The sequence below is a fragment of the Mycobacterium sp. 1081908.1 genome (genome assembly GCF_001673535.1).
Classification (GTDB): Bacteria; Actinomycetota; Actinomycetes; order Mycobacteriales; family Mycobacteriaceae; genus Mycobacterium.
Genome location: NZ_LZLY01000028.1, coordinates 1 through 23,272 on the forward strand (window position 1 = coordinate 1; position 23,272 = coordinate 23,272).

Genomic DNA, 23,272 nt, shown 5'->3' on the forward strand with positions numbered 1-23,272 from the left:
TGCACGCGCTGGCCGAAGGACACGGCATCGCGCAGCTGGACGCGCCGGTCTCCGGCGGGGTGAAGGGCGCGGTCGCGGGCACGCTGGCGTTCATGGTGGGCGGCGACGAGTCCGCGGTGCAGCGCGCCCGGCCCGTCCTGGAACCCATGGCGGGCAAGGTCATTCACTGCGGCGCGGCCGGTGCGGGCCAGGCCGCCAAGGTGTGCAACAACATGGTGCTCGCGGTGCAGCAGATCGCGGTCGGCGAGGCGTTCGTGCTGGCCGAGAAGCTGGGGCTGTCCGCCCAATCGCTGTTCGACGTCATCACCGGCGCGACGGGCAATTGCTGGGCGGTGCACACCAATTGCCCGGTGCCGGGCCCGGTTCCGACCTCGCCGGCCAACAACGACTTCAAGCCCGGCTTCGCGACCGCGCCCTTCACCCCGCCGGAGACCGGCGCGTCCAGCTGCGCGATGCCGTGTCCTTCGGCCAGCGCGTGCACCTCGCGGGCGTCGCTGACGGAAATCGTGGAGCTGTCGATGAACAGCGCGCCGGCCCGCGCCGCGGGCAGGATCTCGGTGTAGCAGCGTTTGACGATGTCGCCGTTGGGCAGCATGGTGATGACCACGTCGGCGCCGGACACCGCGTCGGCGGCGCTGTCGAACCCGGTGACGCCGGCCTCGACCGCCGCGGACAAGGCCGCCGGAACGGGGTCGAATCCGCGCACCGCATGTTTGGCCGCAACGAGATTCGTCGCCATGGGCCCGCCCATGTGGCCCAGGCCCAGGAAGGCCACCGTCAGGTGCTCGGTCATCTGCGGACCTTTCTATGCGGTTGCGCGAACCCGTGCGGCCTCGGCCCGGCCGATGACCACCCGCATGATCTCGTTGGTGCCTTCCAGGATTCGGTGCACCCGCAGGTCGCGGACGATCTTCTCCAGACCGTACTCGCGCAGATAGCCGTAGCCGCCGTGCAGTTGCAGGGCCTTGTCGGCGACCTCGAAGCAGGTGTCGGTGACGTAGCGCTTTGCCATCGCGCACAGCTCGACCTTGTCGGGGTCGTCGGCGTCCAGCGCGCTTGCGGCCCGCCACAACATAAGTCGGGAGGTCTCCACCGCGGTGGCCATGTCGGCCAGGGTGAACCGGACGGTCGGCTCGTCGAGCAGGGCGGAGCCGAACGCCTGGCGCTCCCGGACGTACGCGCCGGCCTTGTCGAAGGCGGCCTGTGCGCCGCCCAGCGAGCACGCCGCGATGTTGAGCCGGCCGCCGTTGAGGCCGTTCATGGCGATGCCGAACCCGGCGCCCTCGCCGTCGGCGCCGCCCAGCATCGCGTCGGCGGGCACCCGCACCCCGTCGAGGATCACCTGCGCGGTGGGCTGGGCGTGCCAGCCCATCTTCTCCTCGAGGGCGCCGAAACTCAGCCCGGGAGCGCCCTTTTCGACGATGAATGCGGAGATGCCGCGCGGGCCGTCACCCCCGGTGCGGGCCATCACCACGTAGACGTCCGAGGCACCCGCACCGGAGATGAACTGCTTGACGCCGTCGAGCACGTAGTCGCCCCCGTGTGCGACGGCGCGGGTGCTCAGCGCGCCGGCGTCGGACCCGGCGCCCGGCTCCGTGAGGCAGTAGCTCGCGATGACGTCCATCGAGGCCAACCGCGGCACCCAGGCCTTGCGTTGTTCCTCGGTGCCGAAGGTGTCGACCATCCACGCGCACATGTTGTGGATGGACAGGAACGCGGCGGTGACCGGGTCGGCGATCGCCAGCTGCTCGAAGATGCGCACCCCGTCGAGCCGGCGCAACCCGCTGCCCCCGACGTCGTCGCGGCAGTAGATGGCCGCCATGCCGAGCTCGGCGGCCTCGCGCAGCACGTCGGTCGGAAAGTGTTTGCCGGCATCCCATTCCAGGGCGTGCGGGGCGATGCGCTTGTCGGCGAAGGCGGCCGCCGTCTCGGTGATGACCCGCTCGTCGTCGTTCATGGTGAACATGAGGCGTCTAATTCATTGTCGGGATGACGAATTCGGCGCCATCCTTGATACCGGACGGCCACCGCGACGTCACGGTCTTGGTCTTGGTGTAGAAGACGATCGACGAGGGACCGTGCTGGTTGAGGTCGCCGAAGCCGGAGCGCTTCCAGCCGCCGAAGGTGTGATAGGCCACCGGGACCGGGATCGGCACGTTGACGCCGACCATGCCCACCTGAACCCGGGACACGAAGTCGCGAGCGGTGTCGCCGTCGCGGGTGAACACCGCCACGCCGTTGCCGTATTCGTGCTCCGAGGGCAGCCGCAGGGCCTCCTCGTAGTCATGCGCACGAACGATGCACAGCACCGGCCCGAAGATCTCGTCGGTGTAGATCGACATGTCGGGGGTGACGTGGTCGAACAGCGTTGGGCCGATGAAGAATCCGCCCTCCAGGTTGGCGTCCCCGAACGTCAGGTCGTCGCTGGCCCGCTCGCGTCCGTCGATCACCAGCTCGGCGCCCGCGTCCACGCCCTGGCCGATGTAGTCGCGCACCCGGGCCAGCGCCGCCTCGGTGACCAGCGGCCCGTAGTCGGCCTTGGGGTCCAGGCTGTGACCCACGCGCAGGTTGTTGATCCGCTCGATCAGCCTGGCGCGCAACCGATCCGCGGTCTGTTCGCCGACGGGAACGGCGACGCTGATGGCCATGCAGCGTTCGCCGGCGCTGCCGTACCCGGCGCCGATCAGCGCGTCGACGGCCTGGTCGAGGTCGGCGTCGGGCATCACGATCATGTGGTTCTTGGCGCCGCCGAAGCACTGCGACCGCTTGCCGGTGGCCGCGGCCGTGGAATAGATGTACTGGGCGATGTCCGAGCTGCCGACGAAACCGACCGCCTGGATGTCGGGGTGGTGCAGGATCGCGTCGACGGCCTCCTTGTCGCCGTGCACGACCTGGAAGACGCCCGGGGGCAGGCCGGCCTCGAGGAACAACTCGGCCAGCCGCACCGGGACCGACGGGTCGCGCTCACTGGGCTTGAGTACGAACGCGTTTCCGCACGCCAGCGCCGGACCGGCCTTCCACAGCGGGATCATCGCCGGGAAGTTGAACGGAGTGATGCCCGCGACCACGCCCAGGGGCTGGCGCAGCGAGTAGACGTCGATGCCCGGGCCCGCGCCCTCGCTGTACTCGCCCTTGAGCAGGTGCGGGATCCCGATGCAGAACTCGATGACCTCGATGCCGCGCTGGATGTCGCCCCTGGAGTCGGCCACCGTCTTGCCGTGCTCGAGGGACAGCAGCTCGGCGAGCTCGTCGCTGTTGGAGTTGACCAGCTCGATGAAGCGCATCATCACCCGGGCGCGCCGCTGCGGATTCCATGCCGCCCAACCCTTTTGGGCCTCGACGGCCGACGCCACCGCGGCGTCGACGTCGGCCTTGCCGGCCATCGGAAGTTTCGCCTGCACCTCACCGGTGCTGGGGTTCAGGACGTCGGCGGTCCGGGTGGACTGGCCGGCGGTGCGCTTCCCGTCGATGAAGTGCGGGATCTGTGTGGTCATGGTGCCCTCGAGTCGTCGTTACCCAGCGAATACTTGCATATCCTAGTAACTCGTCCCGGGCGTGGCAAGGCGTTCAGTGCTTGCGCACGACGCGCTCGGCTTCGCCGCGCCTCCAGATCGTGATGTCCAGGTGGCCGTCGGTGACCTCGACCGCAGACCCACCGGTCAAGTCGGCGCGATAGAAGTGATCGAATTCCTGTCCTCGGATGTCCAGGCCGGTCTCGTCGTAGAGCGCGTCGGCGAACCGCAGTTGCAACGCCCCGTCCCGGACGTCCTCGACGACGCCGAACAACTTCGCGTCGCCGTCTTTGACCTCGGTGTCGACGGTGGCGGTGTGCAGGCAGAAGCGTGGATCCCGAGACAGGTCACGGAATTTCGTCGTACCCGGCATGCCGACGATCCAGAGCCGGTCCTCGAAGACCCTGGGTTCAACCGGGCTGATCCGGGGAAATCCGTCGGAGCGAAGCGTGCCCAGCATGCACAGGTTGCCGGTGGCGGCGTGGCGGCGGAGGAATATGGTCGCGATTCGCGGAGCGGCTTGGGTGAACTCTGTCCAGCTGATCATGGTCGCGACCGTAGCCTCACCCGGGGTAGTTTCCGGCCTCCAGGTCCTCCAGCAGGCTCGGATGGGTGGGCTGCCAGCCGAATCGCTCGCGGGTCAGTTGGCTGGTGGCCGGCTGGTCGAGGGCGAAGATGGGGCCGAGGGGCCCGAAATGCTCGGCGGGGACCGACGCGGCGGGGAGATCGAGCCGGCGCCCGATGGCCTCGGCGAGCGCGCGCATCGGGTCGCCCTCGTCGCCGACGGCGTGCGCCACCGTCCCGGGCTCGGCCTGCTCGAGGACCAGGCGGAAGAGCAGGGCGGCGTCGAGGACGTGCACGGCCGGCCAGCGCTGGGTGCCGTCGCCGACGTACCCGGACACGCCGGTCCGGCGGGCGGCCTCGACGAGCAGGGAGGCGAACCCGCAGGGGCCGCCCGCCCGGTGCACCGACCGGGGGAGGCGGACCACCGCCGACCGGACGTCGCTGCCGGCCAGCTCCAGGGCCGCGTGGGCGTTGCGGCCGCGCCCGCCGATCGGTCCGTCGGCCGGCGCCGAGTCGCGCTCGGTGGCGACGAGTCCGGCGACGGGCGGCGTGCCCGAGGCCATGACGAACGGCTTGCCGCTCCCGGCGAGGGCGGCGCCGAAGGTCTCGACCGCGGCCGCCTCCTGGGCGACCGCCCTCTCGAAGTCGTCGAAGTGCAGGAAGGCGAGGTGGACGACCCCGTCGGACTCCTTGGCGCCGACGCGCAGGCTCTCGGGGTCGTCGAGGTCGCCGCGCACCACGTCGGCCCCCATGGCGGCGGCGGCCCGGGCCGACGCGTCGGAGCGGGCCAGCGCCAGGACCTCGTGGCCCGCGCCGATGAGCTCGGGGACGACGGCCGAGCCGACCCCGCCGGTGGCACCCGTGACGAAAACTCGCATGACACACTCCTCAAGTGATGGGACTGATGTCTCATCACGCTACCACGGTGATGGGACAAAAGTCTCATCGCTACGATGGCGCCATGCCCCGCTGGGAACCCGATGCGCGTGCGCGCCTGGTCGAGGCGGCGCTGCACCTTTTCTCCGAGCAGGGCTACGACCGAACCACCGTGGCCGAGATCGCCGATCGCGCCGGTCTGACGAAGAGCACCTTCTTCCGGTATTTCCCCGACAAGCGGGAGGTGCTAGCGGCCGGGCAGGAGGCGTTGTCGCAACTGCTGACCGAGGGCATCGCCTCGGCGCCCGCGGACGCCACCCCGCTCGCCGCGGTCGCCGCCGGGCTGGAGCGCGCTTCCGGGGCGATGACCCCGCTCAATCGCGAGCTTGCCCCCCGGGTGAAGGCCGTCATCGCCACCAGCGCCGAACTGCAGGAGCGCGATGCGCTCAAACAGGTCGGCCTCGCCGCGGCGATGGCGAACGCGCTGCGGGCGCGCGGCATACCGGATCGCACGGCCGCCCTGGCCGCCGAGCTGGGTGGGCTCGCCTTCAAAGAGGCGTTCGCCGAATGGATTTCGGCCGACGGCGACCGGAGCCTGGGCGAATTGGCCCGAGCGGCCCTGGACGACCTGCGCACCGCGGCGGCCGAAATCCGCTGAACCGACCCCGCGCGGATTAGCCTTTAGTCCGTATGCGCACCATCGAGGCCGACTACCTGGTAGTCGGCGCGGGCGCCATGGGGATGGCGTTCATCGACACGCTGGTCACCGAAACCGAGGCACGCGTGGTGCTGGTGGACCGCCACCATCAGCCCGGCGGGCACTGGACCATGGCCTACCCGTTCGTGCGGCTGCATCAGCCCTCGGCGTTCTACGGCGTCAACTCGCTGCCCCTGGGCAGCGACACGATCGACCAAGTCGGCTGGAACCAAGGGCTTTACGAGCTGGCGACCGCGGGCGAGGTGTGCGCCTACTACGACCACGTCATGCGCCAGCGGTTCCTGCCAACCGGGCGGGTCTCCTACTTCCCGATGAGCGAATACTCCGGTGATGGCCGCTTCACGACGCTGGCCGGCACCGAATACACCGTCAGCGTGACGCGCCGCATCGTCGACGCCACCTACATGCGGGTCGTGGTGCCCTCGATGCGCCCGCCGCCGTACCGGGTGGCCCCCGGGGTCGACTGCGTCGCGCCCAACGAGCTGCCCCGGCTGGCCGCGCGCCGGCGCTACGTCGTCGTCGGGGCCGGCAAGACCGGCATCGACGCGTGCCTGTGGCTGCTGGGCCAGGGCATCGCGCCGGAACGGCTGACGTGGATCATGCCGCGGGACTCGTGGCTGCTGGATCGCGCGACGCTGCAGCCGGGACCGTTGTTCGCCGACGGGATCAAGGCCACCCTCACCGCCCAGGTGCAGGCGGTTCGGGACGCGGTGTCGGTCGACGATCTGTTCGTCCGCCTCGAGGAAGCCGGGGCGCTGCTGCGGATCGACCCGGCGGTCCGGCCGGCCATGTACCGTTGCGCGACCGTCACCCACGCCGAATTGGCGCAGCTGCGCCGCGTCACCGACGTGGTGCGCGCGGGCCACCTGCTGCGCGCCGACGCCGGCGAGGCCGTCCTCGAGGGCGGCGCCGTGCCCGTGGACACCTCGGCGCTGTACGTCGACTGCACCGCCGACGGCGCCGAGAAGCGGCCCGCCACACCGATTTTCGATGGCGCCGGCATCACGCTGCAGAGCGTGCGCGGCTGCCAGCAGGTGTTCAGCGCCGCGCTGGTCGCCCACGTCGAGGCCGCCTACCCGGACGACGCCGTGAAGAACGAGCTGTGTGACCCGTTGCCGCATCCCGACACCGACCTCGATTGGCTGCGCATCACGCGGGCCTACTACCGCAACCAGCTGCGCTGGCTCGACGACCCGGATTTGACCGCCTGGCTCTCCGCGGCGCGCCTGGACGTCTTCGGCCGGCTGGTGGGCGACTCCCTGGCGCCGGCGTCGGCGAAGCCCAGGGTGCGGGAGCGGCTGCTGGGCATGGCCAAATCGGCGCTGTCGGCCACCGCCGCGAAACTGGACGAGCTGATGGCCTCGGAAGCCCAGGCGTGTAACCCGGTCCGATATTGAATCGGTGAAGGAGGACCGTGGCGGCGCAAAACGAACCCGTCGGGCCGCGCCCGCTGCGCGCGGTGCCCGACAGTGGCTATGAAAGCTATCCCGACTGGGAAGCGGTGTACTCCGACAACGCGTCCTGGGTGTACCGCACGCTGTTCGCGCGGGTGGGCAACCGCGCCGACGCCGAGGACCTCACCGCCGAGGTCTTCCTGGCGGCCCTGCGGCCGCTGCGCCTGACCGCCAGCGTCGGCGAGGTGCGCGCCTACCTGCGGGCCACGGCGCGGACCGTGCTGGCCGCGCATTGGCGCGAGGCCATGGGCCGGGAGATAACCTCGATCGACGACGTCGAACAGCCACCCGAGAGCGAGGAGGCGATCAGTACCGCGCCTCAACGCGTCGCCCGGGTCCTCGACAGTCTGCCGGACCGGTATCGCCAGATACTGGAAATCCGTTTCTTGCAAGGAAATTCGATCAAGGAGTCGGCCGCCGAACTTGGGATCAGCGTCGCCAACGCCAAGGTGCTGCAGCACCGCGCCCTGCGGCTGGCGGCACAGGTCAACGAGGGAGGGCAACGATGAACGCGCGAGGGTTGCGGCGGTATGTCGATGACCTGCTGCGGGGTCGCCGCCCGAAGCCGTTTGCGCCCGACGACTTCGAGGCGGCGCAGATCCGCACGGCGATCGAGCTGCGGGCTGCGGGGCAGGCGGACGCCGAACCGCGCCCGGAGTTCCTCACCGACCTGCACCGGCGTCTGGCGGAGCAGATGGACGGCGCGCCGGCGCCGGCGGCGCCCAGGCAGAGTACGACGCGCCGACAGGTCATCGTGGGCACGTCGGCCGCCGCGGCCGCCGCGGCCGCCGCGGTTTCCATCGATCGCGCCCTGATCGGCGGTCCCGCCCAGGGTCCCGCCGTCGCGGGCGAACTGACACCGAACGACGGGAGCTGGCAGCGCGTCGCGTCGAGCTCGGACGTGCCCGACGGCGTCATGCATCCGTTCGACCTCGGCTCGGTCACCGGGTTCATCCACCGCGTCGACGGCAAGCCCCAGGCCATCTCCGGCGTCTGCACCCATCAGGGCTGCCGGCTCTGGTTCGACGCACAAGACGACGCGCTGCACTGCCCGTGCCACACGACGTCGTTCTCGCCCAGCGGGCAGGTGCGCACCCATCAGTTGCCGATCGCGCCAAAGCCATTGCCCGCGCTGATGGTTCGCGAGGTCGACGGCGTGATCGAGGTGTTCGCCCCGGCGCGTCGGGACGTGTAACCCGCCGCCATATCTCTTGGCATGAACATTGCCAAGCTTCGAAAACATGCGGTCGTGGCGTCGGCGGTCGGTGTGCTGCTGGCGGGCTGCTCGTCGTCGCCGCCCGCCGCGCAGCCGTCGGTCACCTTCGGGTCGAATGCCAGCGGGACCGCCGGGATGCCGGGTCCGTCGCCGGGCGCAGGGTCGCCCGCCGCCGTCGCCGGCGATCAGGTCACCATCGACAACTTCGCCTTCGCGCCGGCCACGTTGACCGTCAAGGCCGGCAGCACCGTCACCTGGACCAACAAAGACGAGGAACCGCACACGGTGGCCGCCGCCGACGGATCGTTCAAGTCGCCCGGAATGGGCACCGGCGCAACGTTTTCGCACACCTTTCCCACGGCGGGCAAGTTCGACTATGTCTGCTCGATTCACCCGATGATGCACGGCACCGTGGTGGTGACGGGATGAGTACAAACGACCCGAACACCATGACGCGCCGGCAATTGATTCGGCACTCGGCGTGGTTCGGCGCGGCTGTCGGCTTCGCCGTCGTCGGCGGGGAGGTGATCTCGCACGTCGCCGGGACGGCGTCGGCCTCGCACACCGGCGCCCGGCCCACGCTGCGCTTCGCCCAGGTGAGCGACAGCCACATCGGCTTTTCCGGCCCGCCCAACCCGGACGTCGCCGGCACCTTCGGCCACGCGATCGATCAGATCAACGGCCTCGGCTACACACCGGATTTCGTCATCCACACCGGCGACCTCACCCACCTGTCGACCCCCGAGCAGTTCGACCAGGTCAAGCAGATGCTCACCAAGGTGCAATCGCCGCATGTGTTCACGGTGCCCGGCGAGCACGATTCGGTCGACGACGCGGGGCAGAAGTACCGCAGCGTGTTCGGCGCGGGGACCCGCGGCGACGGGTGGTACAGCTTCGACGTCGCGGGCGTGCACGTGATCGCGTTGGTGAACACCCTGAACCTGAAGAAGCTCGGGCACTTGGGTGTCGACCAGTTGGAGTTCGTCGAGAAGGACGTCGCCGGGTTGTCCAGCGACACGCCCGTCATCGTGTTCAGCCACATCCCGCTGTTCGCGATGTACCCGGACTGGGGCTGGGGCACCGACGACGCCACCCAGGCGTTGAGCTACCTGCGCCGGTTCTCGTCGGTGACGTGCCTCAACGGCCATGTGCACCAGCTGTTTTCCAAGACGGAAGGCAACGTGACGTTCTACAGCGGGACGACGACCGCCTACCCGCTGCCCCATCCCGGCGACGGGCCGGCGCCCAAGCCGGTCACGCTTCCGGCGGGCAAGCTGCGCGACGCCCTGGGGATTCGCGAGGTCAACTACACCAAGGGCCAGGCCGCCCTCGCATTGAAAGAGACCAAGCTGCAATGAAACTCTTCCTCCGGCTCGCGCTGGCCGCCTCCCTGGCCGTCACCGCCTTCAGCCACGCCTACCTGTATGTCCATGGCTACCAGCACATCCCGATGATCGGCACCAGCTTCCTGATCCAGGCCAGCGTGTCGTTCGCGCTGGCCCTGCTGGTGGCCGCGGGCGGCCCGTGGTGGGTCGAATGGTCGGCCGCCGCGTTGGCCGGCGGCTCCCTGGTGGCCTTCGTGCTGTCGAGAACCGTTGGGCTGTTCGGCTTTACCGAGCGCGGGTGGGACCCGGCGCCCCACGCGGCACTGTCCGTGGCCTCCGAGGTGCTGTGCGTGCTGCTGTGGGCGGCCGCCGTCGTCAGGCTGCCTCGGGCGAGGCGCGTCGCCGCCGTGTCTTAGGGCTGATCGAAATAAATGGTCCCTTGACCGGTGGGGTCGTAGGAGAAGTAGATCGGCATCTGCTTGAAGATGTAGTTTCCGGTATTGAAGGAGCCCGGGTCGGTGGGGGCGGTCTGGGACACGGTGACCTGCATGGCGTTGGCGCCCAGTGTCTCCGTGTACAGCGGTTGGCTGATGCCTTGGATGTTGACCTGAATCTTCGTTCCCTGCGCCAGGTAGTCGCCGGGGTTGTAGCCGGGGACGAGGTTTTGAGGGATGTTGCCGCCGTTGCCGCCGGTGTCGACAATCGCATTGATGAGTGTCTGGGGCGCCCCACCATTGACCGATATTTGCAAGGCGTTGGTGTACGGCGCCCCGGTCACGGAGGCGAACGGGGTGCCCGGGTTTGGACCGAACTGCACATAAGGCCGCGCCGCGCCCTCGTTGAACAGCACACCCTGATCGAGGGTGCCCGGCAAATGCTGCGTTGGGCTAGTGACGAAATCCGGGTCGTGCGGCGTATTCGCCCCAACACCGAGCACGGCCTCGTTCGGAATCTGGGCCACTCCGTTGTGGACCTCCGCGGTGATCACGCCGACGGTCATCGGCGCGGTGACCATCCCGTTGCCGAAATTCACCTGGGCCTGATAGGTGGTGTAGTAGTCGACGGTTCGGTCTTCGGGCGTGCCAAAGGTGTAGACACCTTTTGTGCCGGCGGGGCCGAGGGACGCCTGATTGACCATGCTTTGCGGGAAGAGGGTGGCGGTGGAGCCGCTGTCGATCAACGCTTGCACGGTCGGCCCGTCGTCAACGGAGACCGAGATGGTTGGACGACCGGCGTCAACCCCGTTCAGCTGGACGATGGCGGCGCCGCCGTTGGCGCCGGCGGTGCCGGCGTGGCCCCACAATCCGATGCTGGAGCCGCTGGGACCGCCGAGACCGGACAAGATGCCGCCGGTTCCACCGTCGCCGCCGTCACCGATCAAGTGGCCCCCGGTTCCGCCGGCGCCGCCGTTGGCGAAGGCCCCACCCATTCCGCCGTGGCCGCCGTTGCCGAGCCACTGCGCGTTGCCGCCGGCGCCGCCCGTGGCGTAGGGCCCGCCGACGCCGCCGGCCCCGCCGCCGCCCCACAGCAGGCCGCCGGTGCCCCCGGTCCCGCCGCTGCCGCCGATGGTGGTGACGCCGTTGCTGAACGTATAGGTCCCGCCCTGACCGCCCACGCCCCCGTTTCCGACGAACAGCGCGTTGCCGCCGGTACCGCCGATTCCATGCTCCCCGCCGAGACCGCCAACGCCACCGTTGCCCCAGAGCAGGCCGCCGGTGCCCCCGGCACCGCCGGACGCCCCGAATCCGCCCATTCCGCCGGTGCCGCCGGTGCCGATCAAACCGGCCGGGCCACCGGCTCCACCGGCTACGCCGGCGGCCGTGCTGGCGCCGCCGTGACCGCCCTCGCCCCACAGGATTCCGCCGGCGCCACCCGCCGTTCCCACACCCTCGGCGTTGGTGGTGCCTTCGGCGCCGTCGCCGATCAGCGGACGCCCCAGCGCCATGTCGGTGGGCGTATTGATCACCGCCAGAACGCCTTCCTGGAAGGCTTGCAGCTGGGCCAGGCTGTGGGCCTCGACGTCCAGGTAGGCCTGGGTGCCCGCGTTGAGGGTTTGCAGCAGCTGGGTGTGGAACGCCGCGGCCTGACCGCTTAGCGCCTGATATGCCGCGCCGTGCTGAGCGAAGAACGCCGCGATGGTCGCCGACACCTCATCGCCGGCGGCCGCCGCGATCCCGGTCGTGGGCATCGCCGCGGCCGCGTGCGCCGCGTTGATTGTCGAGCCCAGGCTCTCCAAACTTGTTGCCGCGTCGGACATTACTGCGGGCACAGCGAAGACAAACGACATCAAACCCTCCACCAGGGATGCACGGCATGAAGTGGTCGCGGCCCGTGTGCGACATGCGGATAGTAGCGACAGGCGGTCGCGAAATTACTTATTTTCGAAGCGAATTCAGAGGGAGTTCAGGTGTCGAAAATGGTTGTCCCGGTGCCGCTCGGGCTGTAGGACAGGTAGATCGGATTTTGCAGGAACGGCGCGATCCCGGTGTTGAAGGTGCCGCCCAGGAAACTCGACACGACGGCCGTCTGTTGCGCCCCGACCGTCGTTGTATACAGCAACGTCCCGCCGGTGGTGTAGACCGAGATGGTCGTCCCCGCCGGCAGGTACCCGCCGACATTGGGCGGGTTGAGGGCGGTGGGGACGTCCCCGCCCAACCCCCCGGAATCGATATACGCAAAGTTGGTCGTTTGGAGGGCCCCGTTGTTGATCCGCACCGCCAGAGTGGTGACCGGGGCACCGGTCACCGAGGCGTGGGCGGGCAGCGGGTTGGGCCCGAATTCCATTACGCCCGCGGGCTCGTCGATGAGGACACCCTGACCGAAGGCGCCCGGCAACGCCGTCACGGGGCTGGTGCTCAGCGGGCCGCCGGGGTTGACCCCGACGCCCAGGATGGCGGGCAGCTGCGCAGTCGAATACGCGACGCCATTCAAGGTCGCGGAGGTGACGACGGCGACGGTGGTCGGCGTGGTGACGATCCCGTTGCCGAAATTCACTGTCGTCGAATAGGTTTTGAAGTTCTCGATCAGCTGGTTGCCGGGTTCGCCGTAGGTGACGCTGCCCTGCCCGGTTACCGCGCCGAGGCTCTGCGTGTTCACGTCTTGCGGCGGCAGGATGAGGCCCCTGGACCCGGTGTCCAGGATTGCGGACACCGTCGGCCCGCCGCCCACCGACACGCTCGCGTAGAGGTCTTGCCCCTGCAACTGGATTGGGACCGTGGCGGGTCCCGGCGCGCCCGCGGCCCCGGCGGCACCCCACAACAGGCCGCCGCGGCCGCCGGCGCCGCCGAGCGCGGCGGGGCCACCGGTCCCGCCGGTCCCGCCGTTTCCCAGGAGCAGGCCCGCGGGCCCACCGGCGCCGCCGGGCGCTCCCGTGGCGGTGCTGTTGCCGCCGTTGCCGCCGTTGCCGACCAAGATTCCGCCCGGGCCACCGGGCGTGCCCACCCCCTGGGCCGTCGTTATCCCGTTGGCGCCGTTGCCGATCAGCGGGCGCCCGAGCAGCGTGTCGGTCGGTGCGTTGATCACCGCCAGCAGGTCTTGTTGGAGCGTCTCCAGCGGCGTGGCGTTGGCCGCCTCGGTGGCCGCGTAGCCGCCCGCGCCCGCGTTGAGGGCCTGCACGAACTGCGCGTGAAACGCCCCGGCTTGGGCGCTCAGCGCCTGATACGCCGAGGCGTATTGCGAAAACATCGCCGCGATGGCCGTCGAGACCTCGTCGCCGGCCGCCGCGAGCACACCCGTTGTGGGGGCCGCCGCCGCGGCCTGGGCCGCGCTGACCGTCGACCCGATGCTCGCCAAAGTTGTTGTCGCATCAGACATTACCTCGGGAACCGCCAACAAAAGCGACATCCGACCCCTCCAACAACGGCACGTGAAGCGGTCGCGGCCCGACTACAGCGACAAGCGAATGATAACGATTTCAGGCGGCGGAAGCGCGCGTTTTCACCCGGATCATAAACGACATCCGGCGGACGTCACCCAGTTCCGTCGCGAATGCGTCGATTTCAAGGGCAATTCAGCAGCGGGAAACGAACCGTTTGCGGTTTAGGTATCGAAGGTCATTGTTCCGAAACCGGTTGGGCTGTAGGACAGGTAGATCGGATGCTGGAGGAACGGCGCGATCCCGGTGTTGAAGAAACCCCCCAGTAAACTCGACGCGACGCTCGTCTGTTGCGCCCCGACCGTCGTGGTGTACAGCAGCGTCGTCCCGTCGGGGGCGTAGACGGAGACGGTGGTTCCCGCCGGAAGGTATCCACCCGAGTTGGGCGGCCCCAGGTTGTCGGGCACGGAGCCGCCCAGACCGCCGGAATCGATGTACGCGCCGGTGGTTTGTTGCAGGGCGCCGTTATTGATCCGGATGTCGAGGGTGGTGATCGGGGCCCCCGTCACCGACGCGTACGACGGTAGCGGGTTGGGACCAAAGTTAACGGTCCCCGCGGGCTCGTCGATGAGCAGACCCTGACCGAAGGCGCCCGGCAACGCCGTCACCGGGCTGGTGTTGGTCGGACCGTAGCCGTTGGCGCCGACGCCCAAGATGGCGGGCGCCTGCGATGCCGGATAGGAGAAGATGAAGTTCTGGGTTACGGAGGTGACGACGGCGACGGTCGTCGGTGCGGTCACGATTCCGTTCCCGAAATTCACCGTCGTCGTGTAGGTGTCGTAATTCTCGGTCAGGTAGTTGCCGAATCCGCCGTACGTGATGCTGCCGTGTCCCGTGGCGGTGCCGAGGCTGGCGATGTTGACATCCTGGGGCGGCAGGATGAGGCCCCTGGATCCGGTGTCGAGGATCACCGGGACACTCGGCCCCCCGGCGACCGAGATATTCACATACAGGTCTTGGCCTTGCAGCTGGAGCGGGATGGTGGCCAGGCCGGGGGCCCCGGTGGCCCCGGCGGCACCCCCCAAAAGGCCACCCGGGCCGCCGGCACCGCCGAGCGCGGCGGGCCCGCCCGAGCCGCCGCTGCCGCCGTTGCCGATCAAGCCGGCCGGACCGCCGGGACCGCCGGGCGCTCCGGCGGCGGTGCTGTTGCCGCCGTTGCCGCCGTTGCCCCACAGCAGGCCGCCGGCGCCGCCCGGGGTCCCCACCCCTTGGGCCGTCGTTATCCCGTTGGCGCCGTTGCCGATTAGCGGGCGCCCCAGCAGCGTGTTGGTCGGCGCATTGATCAGCCCCAACAGGTCTTGTTGGAGCGTCTCCAGCGGCGTGGCGTTGGCCGCCTCGGTGGCCGCGTAGGCGCCCGCGCCCGTGGTGAGGGTCTGTACCAGCTGCGCGTGAAACGTCCCGGCTTGGGCGCTCAGCGCCTGATACGCCGAGGCGTATTGCGAAAACATCGCCGCGATGGCCGTCGAGACCTCGTCGCCGGCCGCCGCGAGCACACCCGTTGTGGGGGCCGCCGCCGCGGCCTGGGCCGCGCTGACCGTCGACCCGATGCTCGCCAAACTTGTTGTCGCATCAGACATTACCTCGGGAACCGCCAACAAGAACGACATCCGACCCCTCCAACAACGGCACGTGAAGCGGTCGCGGCCCGACTACAGCGACAGGCGGATATTAACCCTTCTATCTGGCGAAAGCGGTTGTTTTCGGCGGGGATTCGGCCACGCGGCGACGGTCAGCGGGTTGTGTGCTGCATTGCGCGCAAGCGTTTCAACGAGAGTCGCGCGGCCTGCGCCGAGATGGCCGGCGAGAGGCGCTCCAAGTACCACAACGCCTTCCACCACCCCGGCACGATGATGATCGCGGCGTTGCGCGACACGGCCCGAAGGACGCGCTCGGCGAACTTCTCGGGTGGCAACGGCCGCATCGGCTCCCAAAACTTCAGCAGCGCCTCGTCGCTGGCGCCGGTGTAGCTCACGGCGCCCGGGGAGGCGAGCAGGCCGGCCATCGAGGCCGTGTTCACGATGTGACCCGAGCGCTGCCGGATCATGATCGGGTACACCGCCTGGATGCCGTGCACCACGCCGTGCAGGTTGACGTCGAGGACGTCGTTCCAGTCGTCGAGCGTGTACGAGTCGACCTCTCCGCCCACCCCGATGCCGGCGTTGTTGAACAGGTAGTCGATCTGCCCGGATTGGCGCACCGCCTCGCCGGCCGCGCGCTCGAACGCCGGGTAGTCGCGCACATCGAGCTCGATCGCGTGCGCCTTGCCGGCGCCGGTGGCCAGGCGCTGTGCCAGCGCCCGAGCCGCGTCGATTTGGCGATCGGCGATCCAGACGTCGGCGCCGCCGTCGACCAGCTTGGTGGCCAGCGCGGCGCCGATGCCGGACGCGCCGCCGGTGACGAATGCGACCCTCCCGGCGAAGCTCACGCTTCGCTGAGCTCCCCGCGCAGGCCGGCGGCGAAGCTTTGCGTCTCCTCCCAGGTGGGCAGGAGGCCGGCGGCGCGCACTTCCTCGAAGCTGGGCGCCACGGCGTCGCGGGCGGACAGCGTGGGGGAGGCGCCGTCGACCAGCGGCCAGTCGATCGCCAGCGCCGGGTCCGTCGCGCAGATGGTGTGCTCGCGTTGCGGGTTGTACTCCGACGAGCACAGGTACATGATCGTCGAATTGTCTTCCAGCGCAAGGAACCCGTGCCCGAGGCCCTCGGAGATGTAGATGCTCCGGTGGTCCTGGCCGTCGAGCAGGACCGAGTCCCACTGCCCGAAAGTCGGTGAGCCGACCCGGGTGTCGACGACGACGTCGAAGACCGAACCGGACAGGCAGGTCACGTACTTCGCCTGGCTCGGTGGCAGCTGGGCGAAATGCACGCCGCGCAGCACGCCGGCCGACGACACCGAGCAGTTGGCCTGCCGGACGTTGAGGCGGTGGCCGGCGAATGCGGTGAAGTCGCGGTCGGTGAGCCATTCGAAGAAGTAGCCGCGCGAGTCGCCGTGAATCGTGGGGGTGATTTCCCAGGCGCCGGGGACTTTCAGCTCGCGAACCTTCATGTCACTGACCTCGTTCTTCGTAGCGGCCCTCGGTGGCTTCCTTGAGGGGCCGCCACCACGACTCGTTCGCACGGTACCAGTCGATGGTGGCGCGCAGGCCCTCCTCAAAGTTGGCATGCTTTGGCGTCCAACCCAATTCGTCGTACAGCGTCGTCGGGTCGATCGCGTACCGCAGGTCGTGGCCGACGCGGTCGGTGACGTGGTCGAAGTCGTCGGGATCGCGGTCCAGCGCCTGCAGGATCGCGCGCATGACCGTCAGGTTGTCGCGCTCGCCCTCGGCGGCGATGAGGTAGGTCCGGCCGTTCTCACCCTTTTCCAGGATTCGCCGGACCGCGCTGTTGTGGTCCTCGACGTGGATCCAGTCCCGGACGTTGGCGCCCGCGCCGTACAGCTTGGGGCGGCGCCCGGTGAGCACGTTGGTGATCTGGCGCGGGATGAACTTTTCGACGTGCTGATACGGACCGTAGTTGTTCGAGCAATTCGAGATCGTCGCGCGCACGCCGTAGGACCGCACCCAGGCCCGGACCAGCAGGTCGCTGGCGGCCTTGGTGGCCGAGTACGGGCTCGACGGGTTGTAGGGCGTCGACTCGGTGAACCGGCTGGGCTCGTCGAGCTCCAGATCGCCGTAGACCTCGTCGGTGGAGACGTGGTGCAGCCGGACGTCATGCCGCCGCACCGCCTGCAGGATCGCGAAGGTCCCGACCACGTTGGTCTGCAGGGTCGTCCACGGGTCTTCCAGGGAGTTGTCGACGTGGGTCTCGGCGGCGAAGTGCACGACCGCGTCGGACTCGGCGACCAGCGCGGCGACCAGCGCGGCGTCGGCGATGTCGCCCTTCACCACCGTGATGGAGTCCTCGACGTCGGCCAGCGACTCGCGCCGGCCGGCATAGGTAAAGGCGTCGAGTACCGTCACGGAATCCTCGGGGTGCTCCCGCACCGTGCTGTGCACGAAATTCGCGCCGATGAATCCGGCGCCCCCGGTGACCAGCAATCGCATGGTCACACACCCTAACCGAGCCGGATGATCAGTTTGGGGGAGTTACCCCCAATGGCCCGGCCAGCTCCCTCAGCGCCGACACCAGCGCCTCGTCGCCGGCCGTCCCCAGCACCTGGATCGCGACGTGGTCCGCCCCGGCGTCGCAGTGTTCACCGAGCCGCCGCGCGATGGCCTCCGGGGTGCCGTGGGCAACCACCGCGTCGATCAGCTTGTCGCTGCCGGGGCTGCGGACGTCGTCCTGCGTGAACCCCAGCCGCTGCCAGTTGTTCACGTAGTTGCTCAGCTTGAGGTAGTGGTCGACGGTCTGGCGGCCGATCGCGCGGGCCTCGTTCGGGTCGGTGCTGAGCACCACTTTGTGCTCCGGCGCCAAAAACACCGAACCCCCGAGCTGTTCGCGCGCCTTCGCCGTGTGTTCGGGCGTGGTCAGGTAGGGGTGGGCGCCGGCGGCACGCTCGGCCGCCAGCCGCAACACCCGCGGCCCGAGCGCCGCGAGCACCCGCCGGCTGGTGGGCACCATCGCCGCGTCCAGCGCGTCGAGGTAGCCGACCAGCGCGTCGTAGGGCTTGACGTACTCCTCGGTGTGCTCGCGGTGGCCCGCCCCGATGCCGAGCAGGAACCTGCCCGGGTGGGTGGCTTCGATGCGCGCGAACGAGTCCGCGACCGCCGGCGCGGCAGCCGACCAGATGTTGACGATCCCGGTCGCCAGCTGCAGCGAGCGCGTCCGCGCCAGGGCCGGGTCGACCCACGCCAGGTCGGCGTCCGGCGAGCCGCCGACCCAGACGGCGCCGTAGCCCAGCGCCTCGATCCCGGCGGCCAGCTCGGGCGAGATCGAGCGGGTGGCCAGCCACACGCCGAACCGCCCCAGGTCGGGTTTCAGTGCAACTGCCTCGCTCATCGGTGTCCCCCTCGCGTCCGTCAGCTCAGTCCGAGCGGCCCCGCCAATTCGGCCAGCGCCGAGACCAGGTTTTCATCCGTGGTCAGCACCTGCACGGGCACGTGGTCGGCGCCCGCGTCGAGGTGCTGCTTGAGCCGCGCGGCGATCTGCTCCGGCGTGCCGTAGGCCACCACGGCGTCGATCAGGCGGTCGCTGCCCGGGCGGACGACCTCGTCCTCGGCGAAGCCCAGCCGCTTCCAGCTGTTGCGGTAATTGGCCAGGTTGAAATAGATGTCGAGCGCCTTGCGGCCAACGGCGCGGGCCTGCTCGGCGTCGGTGGTCAGCACCACCTTGTGTTCGGGCGCCAGGAACGCCCGCGGGCCGATGAGCTCGCGGGCGTGCGCGGTGTGCTCGGGCGTGGTCAGGTAGGGGTGGGCGCCTGCGGTGCGTTCGGCCGACAGCTTCAGCACCCGGGGGCCCAGGGCCGCCACCACGCGCCGGTCGGCCGGCACGCCGTACTCGTCGAGCTGCTCCAGGTAACTCACCAGGGCGTCGTAGGGCTTTTGGTACTCGCTGATGGCCTCGCGGTGCCCGACGCCGATGCCCAGCAGGAAGCGGCCGGGGTGGGCCGCCTCGATGCGGTGGAACGACTCGGCCACCGGCCCGGCGGCCGCCGTCCAGATGTTGACGATGCCGGTGGCCACCTGCAGGGTGTTCGTCGCCTCGAGGATCGGCTCGACCCAGGCCAGCTCGGCGGGCGGGGAACCGCCCACCCAGACGGCCCCGTAGCCGAGAGACTCGATTTCTTTGGCTTGCTGGGGCGTCACGCCGCGTCCGAACGATCCGAACCGGCCGAGGTTGGGCTTGGTCATGGTTGTTCCCAACCGGGCGGGTGATGCGGCTATTCCGCGGGCTCCGTGGTCGGCGGCGTGTCGAGCGGCAGCAGCACGATGAACCGCGTGTCGCCCGGCACGGATTCCACTCGCAGGTCGCCGCGGTGGTTCTTGACGACGATGTTGAACGCTAGGTCCAGCCCCAGGCCGGTGCCTTCCCCGAACGGTTTGGTGGTGAAGAACGGCTCGAAGATGCGCTCGCGCACGTCGTCGGGAACCCCCGGCCCGGTGTCGCAGATCTCGATCCGGGCCATGTTGCCCTGCCGGCCGGTGCGGATGGTCAGGGTGCCGCCCCCATCGCGCATCGCGGCGAGCGCGTTGTCGATGATGTTGGTCCATACCTGATTGAGATCGCCTGGGTAGCAAGGGATTTGGGGGAGTGATTTGTCGAATTCCTTGACCACCTGGACTTTGGCGTCGCCGCTCGAATGCGGGCCCAGCCGGTCGGCGAACATCGTGAGCGTGCTGTGCAGCAGTTCGTGGACGTCGGCCACCTGGAAGGGGGCGCGGTCCATCTGCGAATACTGCTTGGCGTCGGCGACCAGCGCCGAGATCCGTTTGCTCGCCTCCAGGATCTGGTTCAGCAGCAGCTCGCCCTCGACGGTGTAGGTCAGCCAGCGGATGGCCTTCTCCAGCGAGGTCGACGCGCCGAGCTCTTCGGTCGCCGCGGCGATGCGCTCCAGCCAATCGGTGTCGATGCCGCCCTCGACGAACGTCGGGGCGATGTCCCAACCGTCCTCGACGCCATGGTCTTCCAGCCATTCGCCGACGGCGTCCTCCAGGTCGGCCGTCTCGATCGCGGTCATGCTCACCGAGGCCGACTTGGTCACCTGGGCCGCGACCTCTTCCTGCAGCCGCACCAGCGCCCGCAGCGCCTCCGGGGTGACGGTGCCGTCGGCGAGCATCGCGAGCTTCTGGCGCATGCCGGCGACCCGCTGGCGCAACTCGGAGGCCGCGCGGACGGTGGCGGCGGCCGGGTTGTTCAGCTGATGTGTCAGCCCGGCGGACAACTGGCCGAGCGCGAGCAGTTTCTCCCGATTGTCGATGATGCGGCGGGTGCGCTCGTGGCCGACCGCCATCCCGTCGAGCAGGTGCACCGCCATCGGAAACTGGTCCTGCATGAAGTCGGCGAACGCGGGCGCGTCGAGAACGAAGAACCGGGACGGCCTGGTGACGTACACGCTCGCGTCGTAGCTCTGATCCTGCAGGTTGCCGGTGAAGGCGCGCCACGCGCCGCAATAGACCCCGCGCTGGGAGGTCCGGTTCGTCTCGATCTCCTGGCCGCCGGAGAGCTTCGACATCGCCAGCTCGCCCTCGATCAGGACGTACAGGCAGGTGGCCGGTTCGCCCTCGACGCAGATCGGGCCGGGTTGGTAGGTCTCGATGTGCCCGCTGGCGCACAACGCCTCGAGCTGCTCATCGGAGAGGGATTCGAAGAGGAACAGGCTGCGCAGCTCGCCGGGCGCGCACGGTGTCTCGGTCATGATTCGGCGAGGTAGCGATGCACCAGCATCACCGCCATCGATCCCTCGCCGACGGCGGCGGCGACGCGCTTGGCGGACTCGGCCCGGACGTCGCCGGTGGCGAACACGCCGGGGACGCTGGTCTCCAGGTGGTGCGGCGGGCGGTCCAGCGTCCAGCCGCACACGTTGCGCAGGTCCGGTCCGGTGAGGATGAAGCCGTGGTCGTCGCGGGCGAGCACCCCGTCCAGCCATTCGGTGCGCGGGGCGGCGCCGATGAAGATGAACATCCGCGCGCAGGTGACGTCCTCGGTGTCCCCGGTCCGGTTGTCGACCAGGGTCAGCCGCTGCAGGTGGTCGTCCCCGATGGCGCGGCGCACCTCGGTGCAGGTGCGCACGGTGATGTTGGGCCGCTGCTCGATCTGCTGGATCAGGTAGTACGACATCGAGGCCTCGAGCGAGGGGCCGCGCACCACGATGGTCACCGACTTGGCCTCGCGCGACAGGTACATCGCGGCCTGCCCGGCGGAGTTGGCCCCGCCGACGACGTAGACCTCCTCGCCCGAGCACTCGGACGCGACGGAGACGGCCGCGCCGTAGTAGACGCCGCGGCCGGTCAGTTCGCCGCAGCCCTCGGCGGGCAGCTGCCGGTAGGCGACGCCGGTGGCGAGGATGACCGCGTGCGCGTCGATGGAGCCGCCGTCGGCGAACCGCACGGTGCGCTTGGAACCGTTCACCTCCAGCGCCGTCGCGGTGCGGGCGGTGATGAGTTCCGCGCCGAATTTCTCGGCCTGCCGGCGCGCGCGCTCGGCCAGCTGGCCCCCCGACACGCCGTCGGGAAAGCCGAGGTAGTTCTCGATGCGGGAGCTCTGGCCGGCCTGGCCGCCCGTTGCGGTGCGTTCGATCAGGACCGTGCGCAGCCCCTCCGACGCGCCGTAGACGGCGGCGGCCAGGCCCGCGGGCCCGCCGCCGATGACGATCAGGTCGTAGAACTCCTGCGACGGCGTCGTGGTCAGCCCCAGGGTGTCGGCCAGCTGCGCGTCGGTCGGTTCGACGAGGGTGTCGCCGCGCTCGGTGACGACGACCGGAAGCCGCAGGCAGTCCGCGCCGGCGGCCTTGAGCAGCCGCTCCCCGTCGGGGTCGTCGGCCATGAACCACGAGTAGTGCAGCCCGTTGCGGGCCAAAAAGTCGCGCACCTGCCAGGACCGTTCCGACCAGCGGTGCCCGATCACCTTGGTGTGTGGGATGGCGTGTTCCGGGGCCGCCCGCCAGGCGTCCAGCAGCCCGTCGACGACGGGGTAGAACTTCTCCTGCGGCGGGTCCCACGGCTTGAGCAGGTAGTGGTCGAGGTCGACGACGTTGATCGCGTCGATGGCGGCGTGGGTGTCGGCGTAGGCGGTCAGCAGCACCCGCCGCGCCGCCGGGTACAGGTCCATCGCCTGCTCGAGGAATTCGATGCCGCTCATCTGCGGCATCCGGTAGTCGGCGATGAGCACCGCGACCGTCTCGCCCCGCAGCTTGAGCTCCTTGAGCGTCTCCAGGGCGTCCGGGCCCGATTCGGCCCGCACGATGCGGTGCCGGTCGCCGTAGTGGCGACGCAAATCGCGGGCGACCGCGCGGGAGACCGAGGGATCGTCGTCGACGGTCAGCAGGACGGGTTTGCGGGGCTGCGCGGCGGTATCTGTGGGACTGCTCATCGGCGTCAAGTATGCCCTCGTCAGGCCCGGTTCGGCAGGTCGTGCGGGCGGGCCGGATTTCTCTGGCAGCGATTTTGGGTCGGGGCCATTACCAGGTATCGTTGATCAACGGTGCGGTTTCCGCGCCGACTTTTTGTGTGCCCAGTTCCTAGGAATTTCCTGTCACCGGCTCACGTTCGAAGTCGGTGTATATCTCGCGCCGACGCGGGCGCTAACGCGAACGAAAACGAATGACGAGGATTTCTGACAAGTATGGCCAAGAAGGACGGCGCCATCGAGGTCGAGGGCCGCGTGGTCGAGCCCCTGCCCAATGCGATGTTCCGCATTGAGCTGGAGAACGGTCACAAGGTGCTCGCCCACATCAGCGGCAAGATGCGGCAGCACTACATCCGCATCCTGCCCGAGGACCGGGTGGTGGTGGAGTTGTCTCCCTACGACCTGTCCCGGGGCCGCATCGTGTACCGGTACAAGTAACCAACGAACAGACGAGAACAGGATCGAAAAGCCGTGAAGGTCAACCCCAGCGTGAAGCCGATTTGCGACAAGTGCAGGGTGATCCGTCGGCATGGGCGGGTCATGGTGATCTGCTCGGATCCGCGCCACAAGCAGCGCCAGGGTTAGTCCCGACGCAGCCCCACACAACTGAATGCAGACCTCCCAGCACCACTGAGCGAATACGTCGCTCATCCACGCCCGGACGGAGGCCGGGCCCCGCCTCAAGCTTTGATGCGGGAACGGGCTGGGATCAGACCTCCGCCTAGAAAAAGAGG

24 protein-coding genes and 2 pseudogenes are annotated in these 23,272 nt (G+C 69.3%); 11 read left to right on the plus strand and 15 right to left on the minus strand.

Annotated elements, in window-relative coordinates:
- Window positions 1–413: pseudogene (locus tag A5655_RS26890) on the plus strand (NAD-binding protein); the annotation flags it as partial.
- 50 nt (window positions 414–463) lie between these two features.
- On the opposite strand, the pseudogene A5655_RS04610 reads toward A5655_RS26890, so the two are convergent.
- From A5655_RS04610 to A5655_RS04630, 5 genes and pseudogenes are all read right to left on the minus strand, one after another.
- Window positions 464–793, minus strand: a pseudogene (locus A5655_RS04610) (NAD(P)-binding domain-containing protein); the annotation flags it as partial.
- A 12-nt stretch (window positions 794–805) separates the two neighbouring features.
- Window positions 806–1,966: an isobutyryl-CoA dehydrogenase gene (locus tag A5655_RS04615; RefSeq protein WP_067006030.1), complete on the minus strand. Its 1,161-nt coding sequence runs from the start codon at window positions 1,964–1,966 to the stop codon at window positions 806–808.
- Window positions 1,967–1,973: 7 nt separating this feature from the next.
- Window positions 1,974–3,494: a CoA-acylating methylmalonate-semialdehyde dehydrogenase gene (locus A5655_RS04620; protein WP_067006032.1), complete on the minus strand. Its 1,521-nt coding sequence runs from the start codon at window positions 3,492–3,494 to the stop codon at window positions 1,974–1,976.
- A 73-nt stretch (window positions 3,495–3,567) separates the two neighbouring features.
- On the minus strand, window positions 3,568–4,059 hold the full coding sequence (locus A5655_RS04625) for a pyridoxamine 5'-phosphate oxidase family protein (protein WP_067006034.1): 492 nt from the start codon (window positions 4,057–4,059) through the stop codon (window positions 3,568–3,570).
- Between the two features lie 16 nt (window positions 4,060–4,075).
- Window positions 4,076–4,954, minus strand: a complete 879-nt coding sequence (locus A5655_RS04630) for an SDR family oxidoreductase (RefSeq protein WP_067006036.1) — start codon at window positions 4,952–4,954, stop codon at window positions 4,076–4,078.
- An 83-nt stretch (window positions 4,955–5,037) separates the two neighbouring features.
- On the opposite strand from A5655_RS04630, the gene A5655_RS04635 reads away from it, so the two are divergent.
- The 7 genes from A5655_RS04635 to A5655_RS04665 all read left to right on the plus strand — a co-directional run bounded on the left by A5655_RS04635 (window position 5,038) and on the right by A5655_RS04665 (window position 10,081).
- Window positions 5,038–5,610 carry a TetR/AcrR family transcriptional regulator gene (locus tag A5655_RS04635; protein WP_067006038.1) on the plus strand — a complete coding sequence of 191 codons (573 nt, stop codon included), beginning with the start codon at window positions 5,038–5,040 and terminating at the stop codon, window positions 5,608–5,610.
- 32 nt (window positions 5,611–5,642) lie between these two features.
- Entirely contained in the window at window positions 5,643–7,067 is a 1,425-nt protein-coding gene (locus tag A5655_RS04640; RefSeq protein WP_067006041.1) for an NAD(P)-binding protein, read from the plus strand.
- Between the two features lie 17 nt (window positions 7,068–7,084).
- Window positions 7,085–7,633, plus strand: a complete 549-nt coding sequence (locus tag A5655_RS04645) for an RNA polymerase sigma factor (protein ID WP_067006043.1) — start codon at window positions 7,085–7,087, stop codon at window positions 7,631–7,633.
- Window positions 7,630–8,319 (plus strand): Rieske (2Fe-2S) protein, encoded by a 690-nt coding sequence (locus A5655_RS04650; protein ID WP_067006045.1) that lies wholly within the window; start codon window positions 7,630–7,632, stop codon window positions 8,317–8,319. The genes A5655_RS04645 and A5655_RS04650 overlap by 4 nt, the downstream gene beginning before the upstream one ends.
- 156 nt (window positions 8,320–8,475) lie before the next feature.
- Entirely contained in the window at window positions 8,476–8,769 is a 294-nt protein-coding gene (locus A5655_RS04655) for a cupredoxin family copper-binding protein (RefSeq protein ID WP_156764699.1), read from the plus strand.
- Window positions 8,766–9,698 carry a metallophosphoesterase gene (locus A5655_RS04660; protein WP_067006049.1) on the plus strand — a complete coding sequence of 311 codons (933 nt, stop codon included), beginning with the start codon at window positions 8,766–8,768 and terminating at the stop codon, window positions 9,696–9,698. Before A5655_RS04655 ends, A5655_RS04660 begins: the two co-directional genes overlap by 4 nt.
- Window positions 9,695–10,081, plus strand: a complete 387-nt coding sequence (locus A5655_RS04665) for a hypothetical protein (protein WP_067006051.1) — start codon at window positions 9,695–9,697, stop codon at window positions 10,079–10,081. The genes A5655_RS04660 and A5655_RS04665 overlap by 4 nt, the downstream gene beginning before the upstream one ends.
- On the opposite strand, the gene A5655_RS29180 is transcribed toward A5655_RS04665, so the two are convergent.
- Both A5655_RS29180 and A5655_RS04675 read right to left on the minus strand, forming a co-directional pair.
- Window positions 10,078–11,952: a PecA family PE domain-processing aspartic protease gene (locus tag A5655_RS29180; RefSeq protein WP_082978475.1), complete on the minus strand. Its 1,875-nt coding sequence runs from the start codon at window positions 11,950–11,952 to the stop codon at window positions 10,078–10,080. The genes A5655_RS04665 and A5655_RS29180 overlap by 4 nt on opposite strands.
- Window positions 11,953–12,068: 116 nt before the next feature.
- Window positions 12,069–13,457 carry a PecA family PE domain-processing aspartic protease gene (locus tag A5655_RS04675; protein ID WP_231999066.1) on the minus strand — a complete coding sequence of 463 codons (1,389 nt, stop codon included), beginning with the start codon at window positions 13,455–13,457 and terminating at the stop codon, window positions 12,069–12,071.
- On the opposite strand from A5655_RS04675, the gene A5655_RS28520 reads away from it, so the two are divergent.
- Window positions 13,357–13,707, plus strand: a complete 351-nt coding sequence (locus tag A5655_RS28520; RefSeq protein ID WP_231999068.1) for a hypothetical protein — start codon at window positions 13,357–13,359, stop codon at window positions 13,705–13,707. The two genes, A5655_RS04675 and A5655_RS28520, sit on opposite strands and share 101 nt — an antisense overlap.
- Here the strand turns inward: A5655_RS28520 and A5655_RS04680 are convergent.
- The 8 genes from A5655_RS04680 to A5655_RS04715 all read right to left on the minus strand — a co-directional run bounded on the left by A5655_RS04680 (window position 13,704) and on the right by A5655_RS04715 (window position 22,502).
- Entirely contained in the window at window positions 13,704–15,146 is a 1,443-nt protein-coding gene (locus tag A5655_RS04680) for a PecA family PE domain-processing aspartic protease (protein ID WP_067006057.1), read from the minus strand. The genes A5655_RS28520 and A5655_RS04680 overlap by 4 nt on opposite strands.
- Before the next feature lie 122 nt (window positions 15,147–15,268).
- Complete coding sequence (locus A5655_RS04685) at window positions 15,269–15,964, minus strand: SDR family oxidoreductase (protein WP_067006059.1); 696 nt, start codon at window positions 15,962–15,964, stop codon at window positions 15,269–15,271.
- A complete protein-coding gene (rfbC, locus tag A5655_RS04690) occupies window positions 15,961–16,581 on the minus strand; it encodes a dTDP-4-dehydrorhamnose 3,5-epimerase (protein ID WP_067006061.1) in 621 nt (206 codons plus the stop codon). Before rfbC ends, A5655_RS04685 begins: the two co-directional genes overlap by 4 nt.
- Window position 16,582: 1 nt before the next feature.
- Window positions 16,583–17,578: a dTDP-glucose 4,6-dehydratase gene (rfbB, locus tag A5655_RS04695; protein ID WP_067006098.1), complete on the minus strand. Its 996-nt coding sequence runs from the start codon at window positions 17,576–17,578 to the stop codon at window positions 16,583–16,585.
- A gap of 28 nt (window positions 17,579–17,606) precedes the next feature.
- Window positions 17,607–18,473 carry an LLM class F420-dependent oxidoreductase gene (locus A5655_RS04700; RefSeq protein WP_067006062.1) on the minus strand — a complete coding sequence of 289 codons (867 nt, stop codon included), beginning with the start codon at window positions 18,471–18,473 and terminating at the stop codon, window positions 17,607–17,609.
- A gap of 20 nt (window positions 18,474–18,493) precedes the next feature.
- Window positions 18,494–19,324 (minus strand): LLM class F420-dependent oxidoreductase, encoded by an 831-nt coding sequence (locus A5655_RS04705; protein WP_067006064.1) that lies wholly within the window; start codon window positions 19,322–19,324, stop codon window positions 18,494–18,496.
- A gap of 29 nt (window positions 19,325–19,353) precedes the next feature.
- Window positions 19,354–20,829, minus strand: coding sequence for an ATP-binding protein (locus A5655_RS04710; protein ID WP_067006066.1), 1,476 nt, complete (start codon window positions 20,827–20,829; stop codon window positions 19,354–19,356).
- Window positions 20,826–22,502 carry an FAD-dependent oxidoreductase gene (locus A5655_RS04715; RefSeq protein WP_067006067.1) on the minus strand — a complete coding sequence of 559 codons (1,677 nt, stop codon included), beginning with the start codon at window positions 22,500–22,502 and terminating at the stop codon, window positions 20,826–20,828. Before A5655_RS04715 ends, A5655_RS04710 begins: the two co-directional genes overlap by 4 nt.
- A gap of 252 nt (window positions 22,503–22,754) precedes the next feature.
- Between A5655_RS04715 and infA the strand changes: the two genes are divergently transcribed.
- Both infA and rpmJ read left to right on the plus strand, forming a co-directional pair.
- Window positions 22,755–22,976 carry a translation initiation factor IF-1 gene (infA, locus tag A5655_RS04720; RefSeq protein WP_003418601.1) on the plus strand — a complete coding sequence of 74 codons (222 nt, stop codon included), beginning with the start codon at window positions 22,755–22,757 and terminating at the stop codon, window positions 22,974–22,976.
- A 33-nt stretch (window positions 22,977–23,009) separates the two neighbouring features.
- Window positions 23,010–23,123, plus strand: a complete 114-nt coding sequence (gene rpmJ / locus A5655_RS26895; protein WP_003879483.1) for a 50S ribosomal protein L36 — start codon at window positions 23,010–23,012, stop codon at window positions 23,121–23,123.
- Window positions 23,124–23,272: the final 149 nt, after the last annotated feature.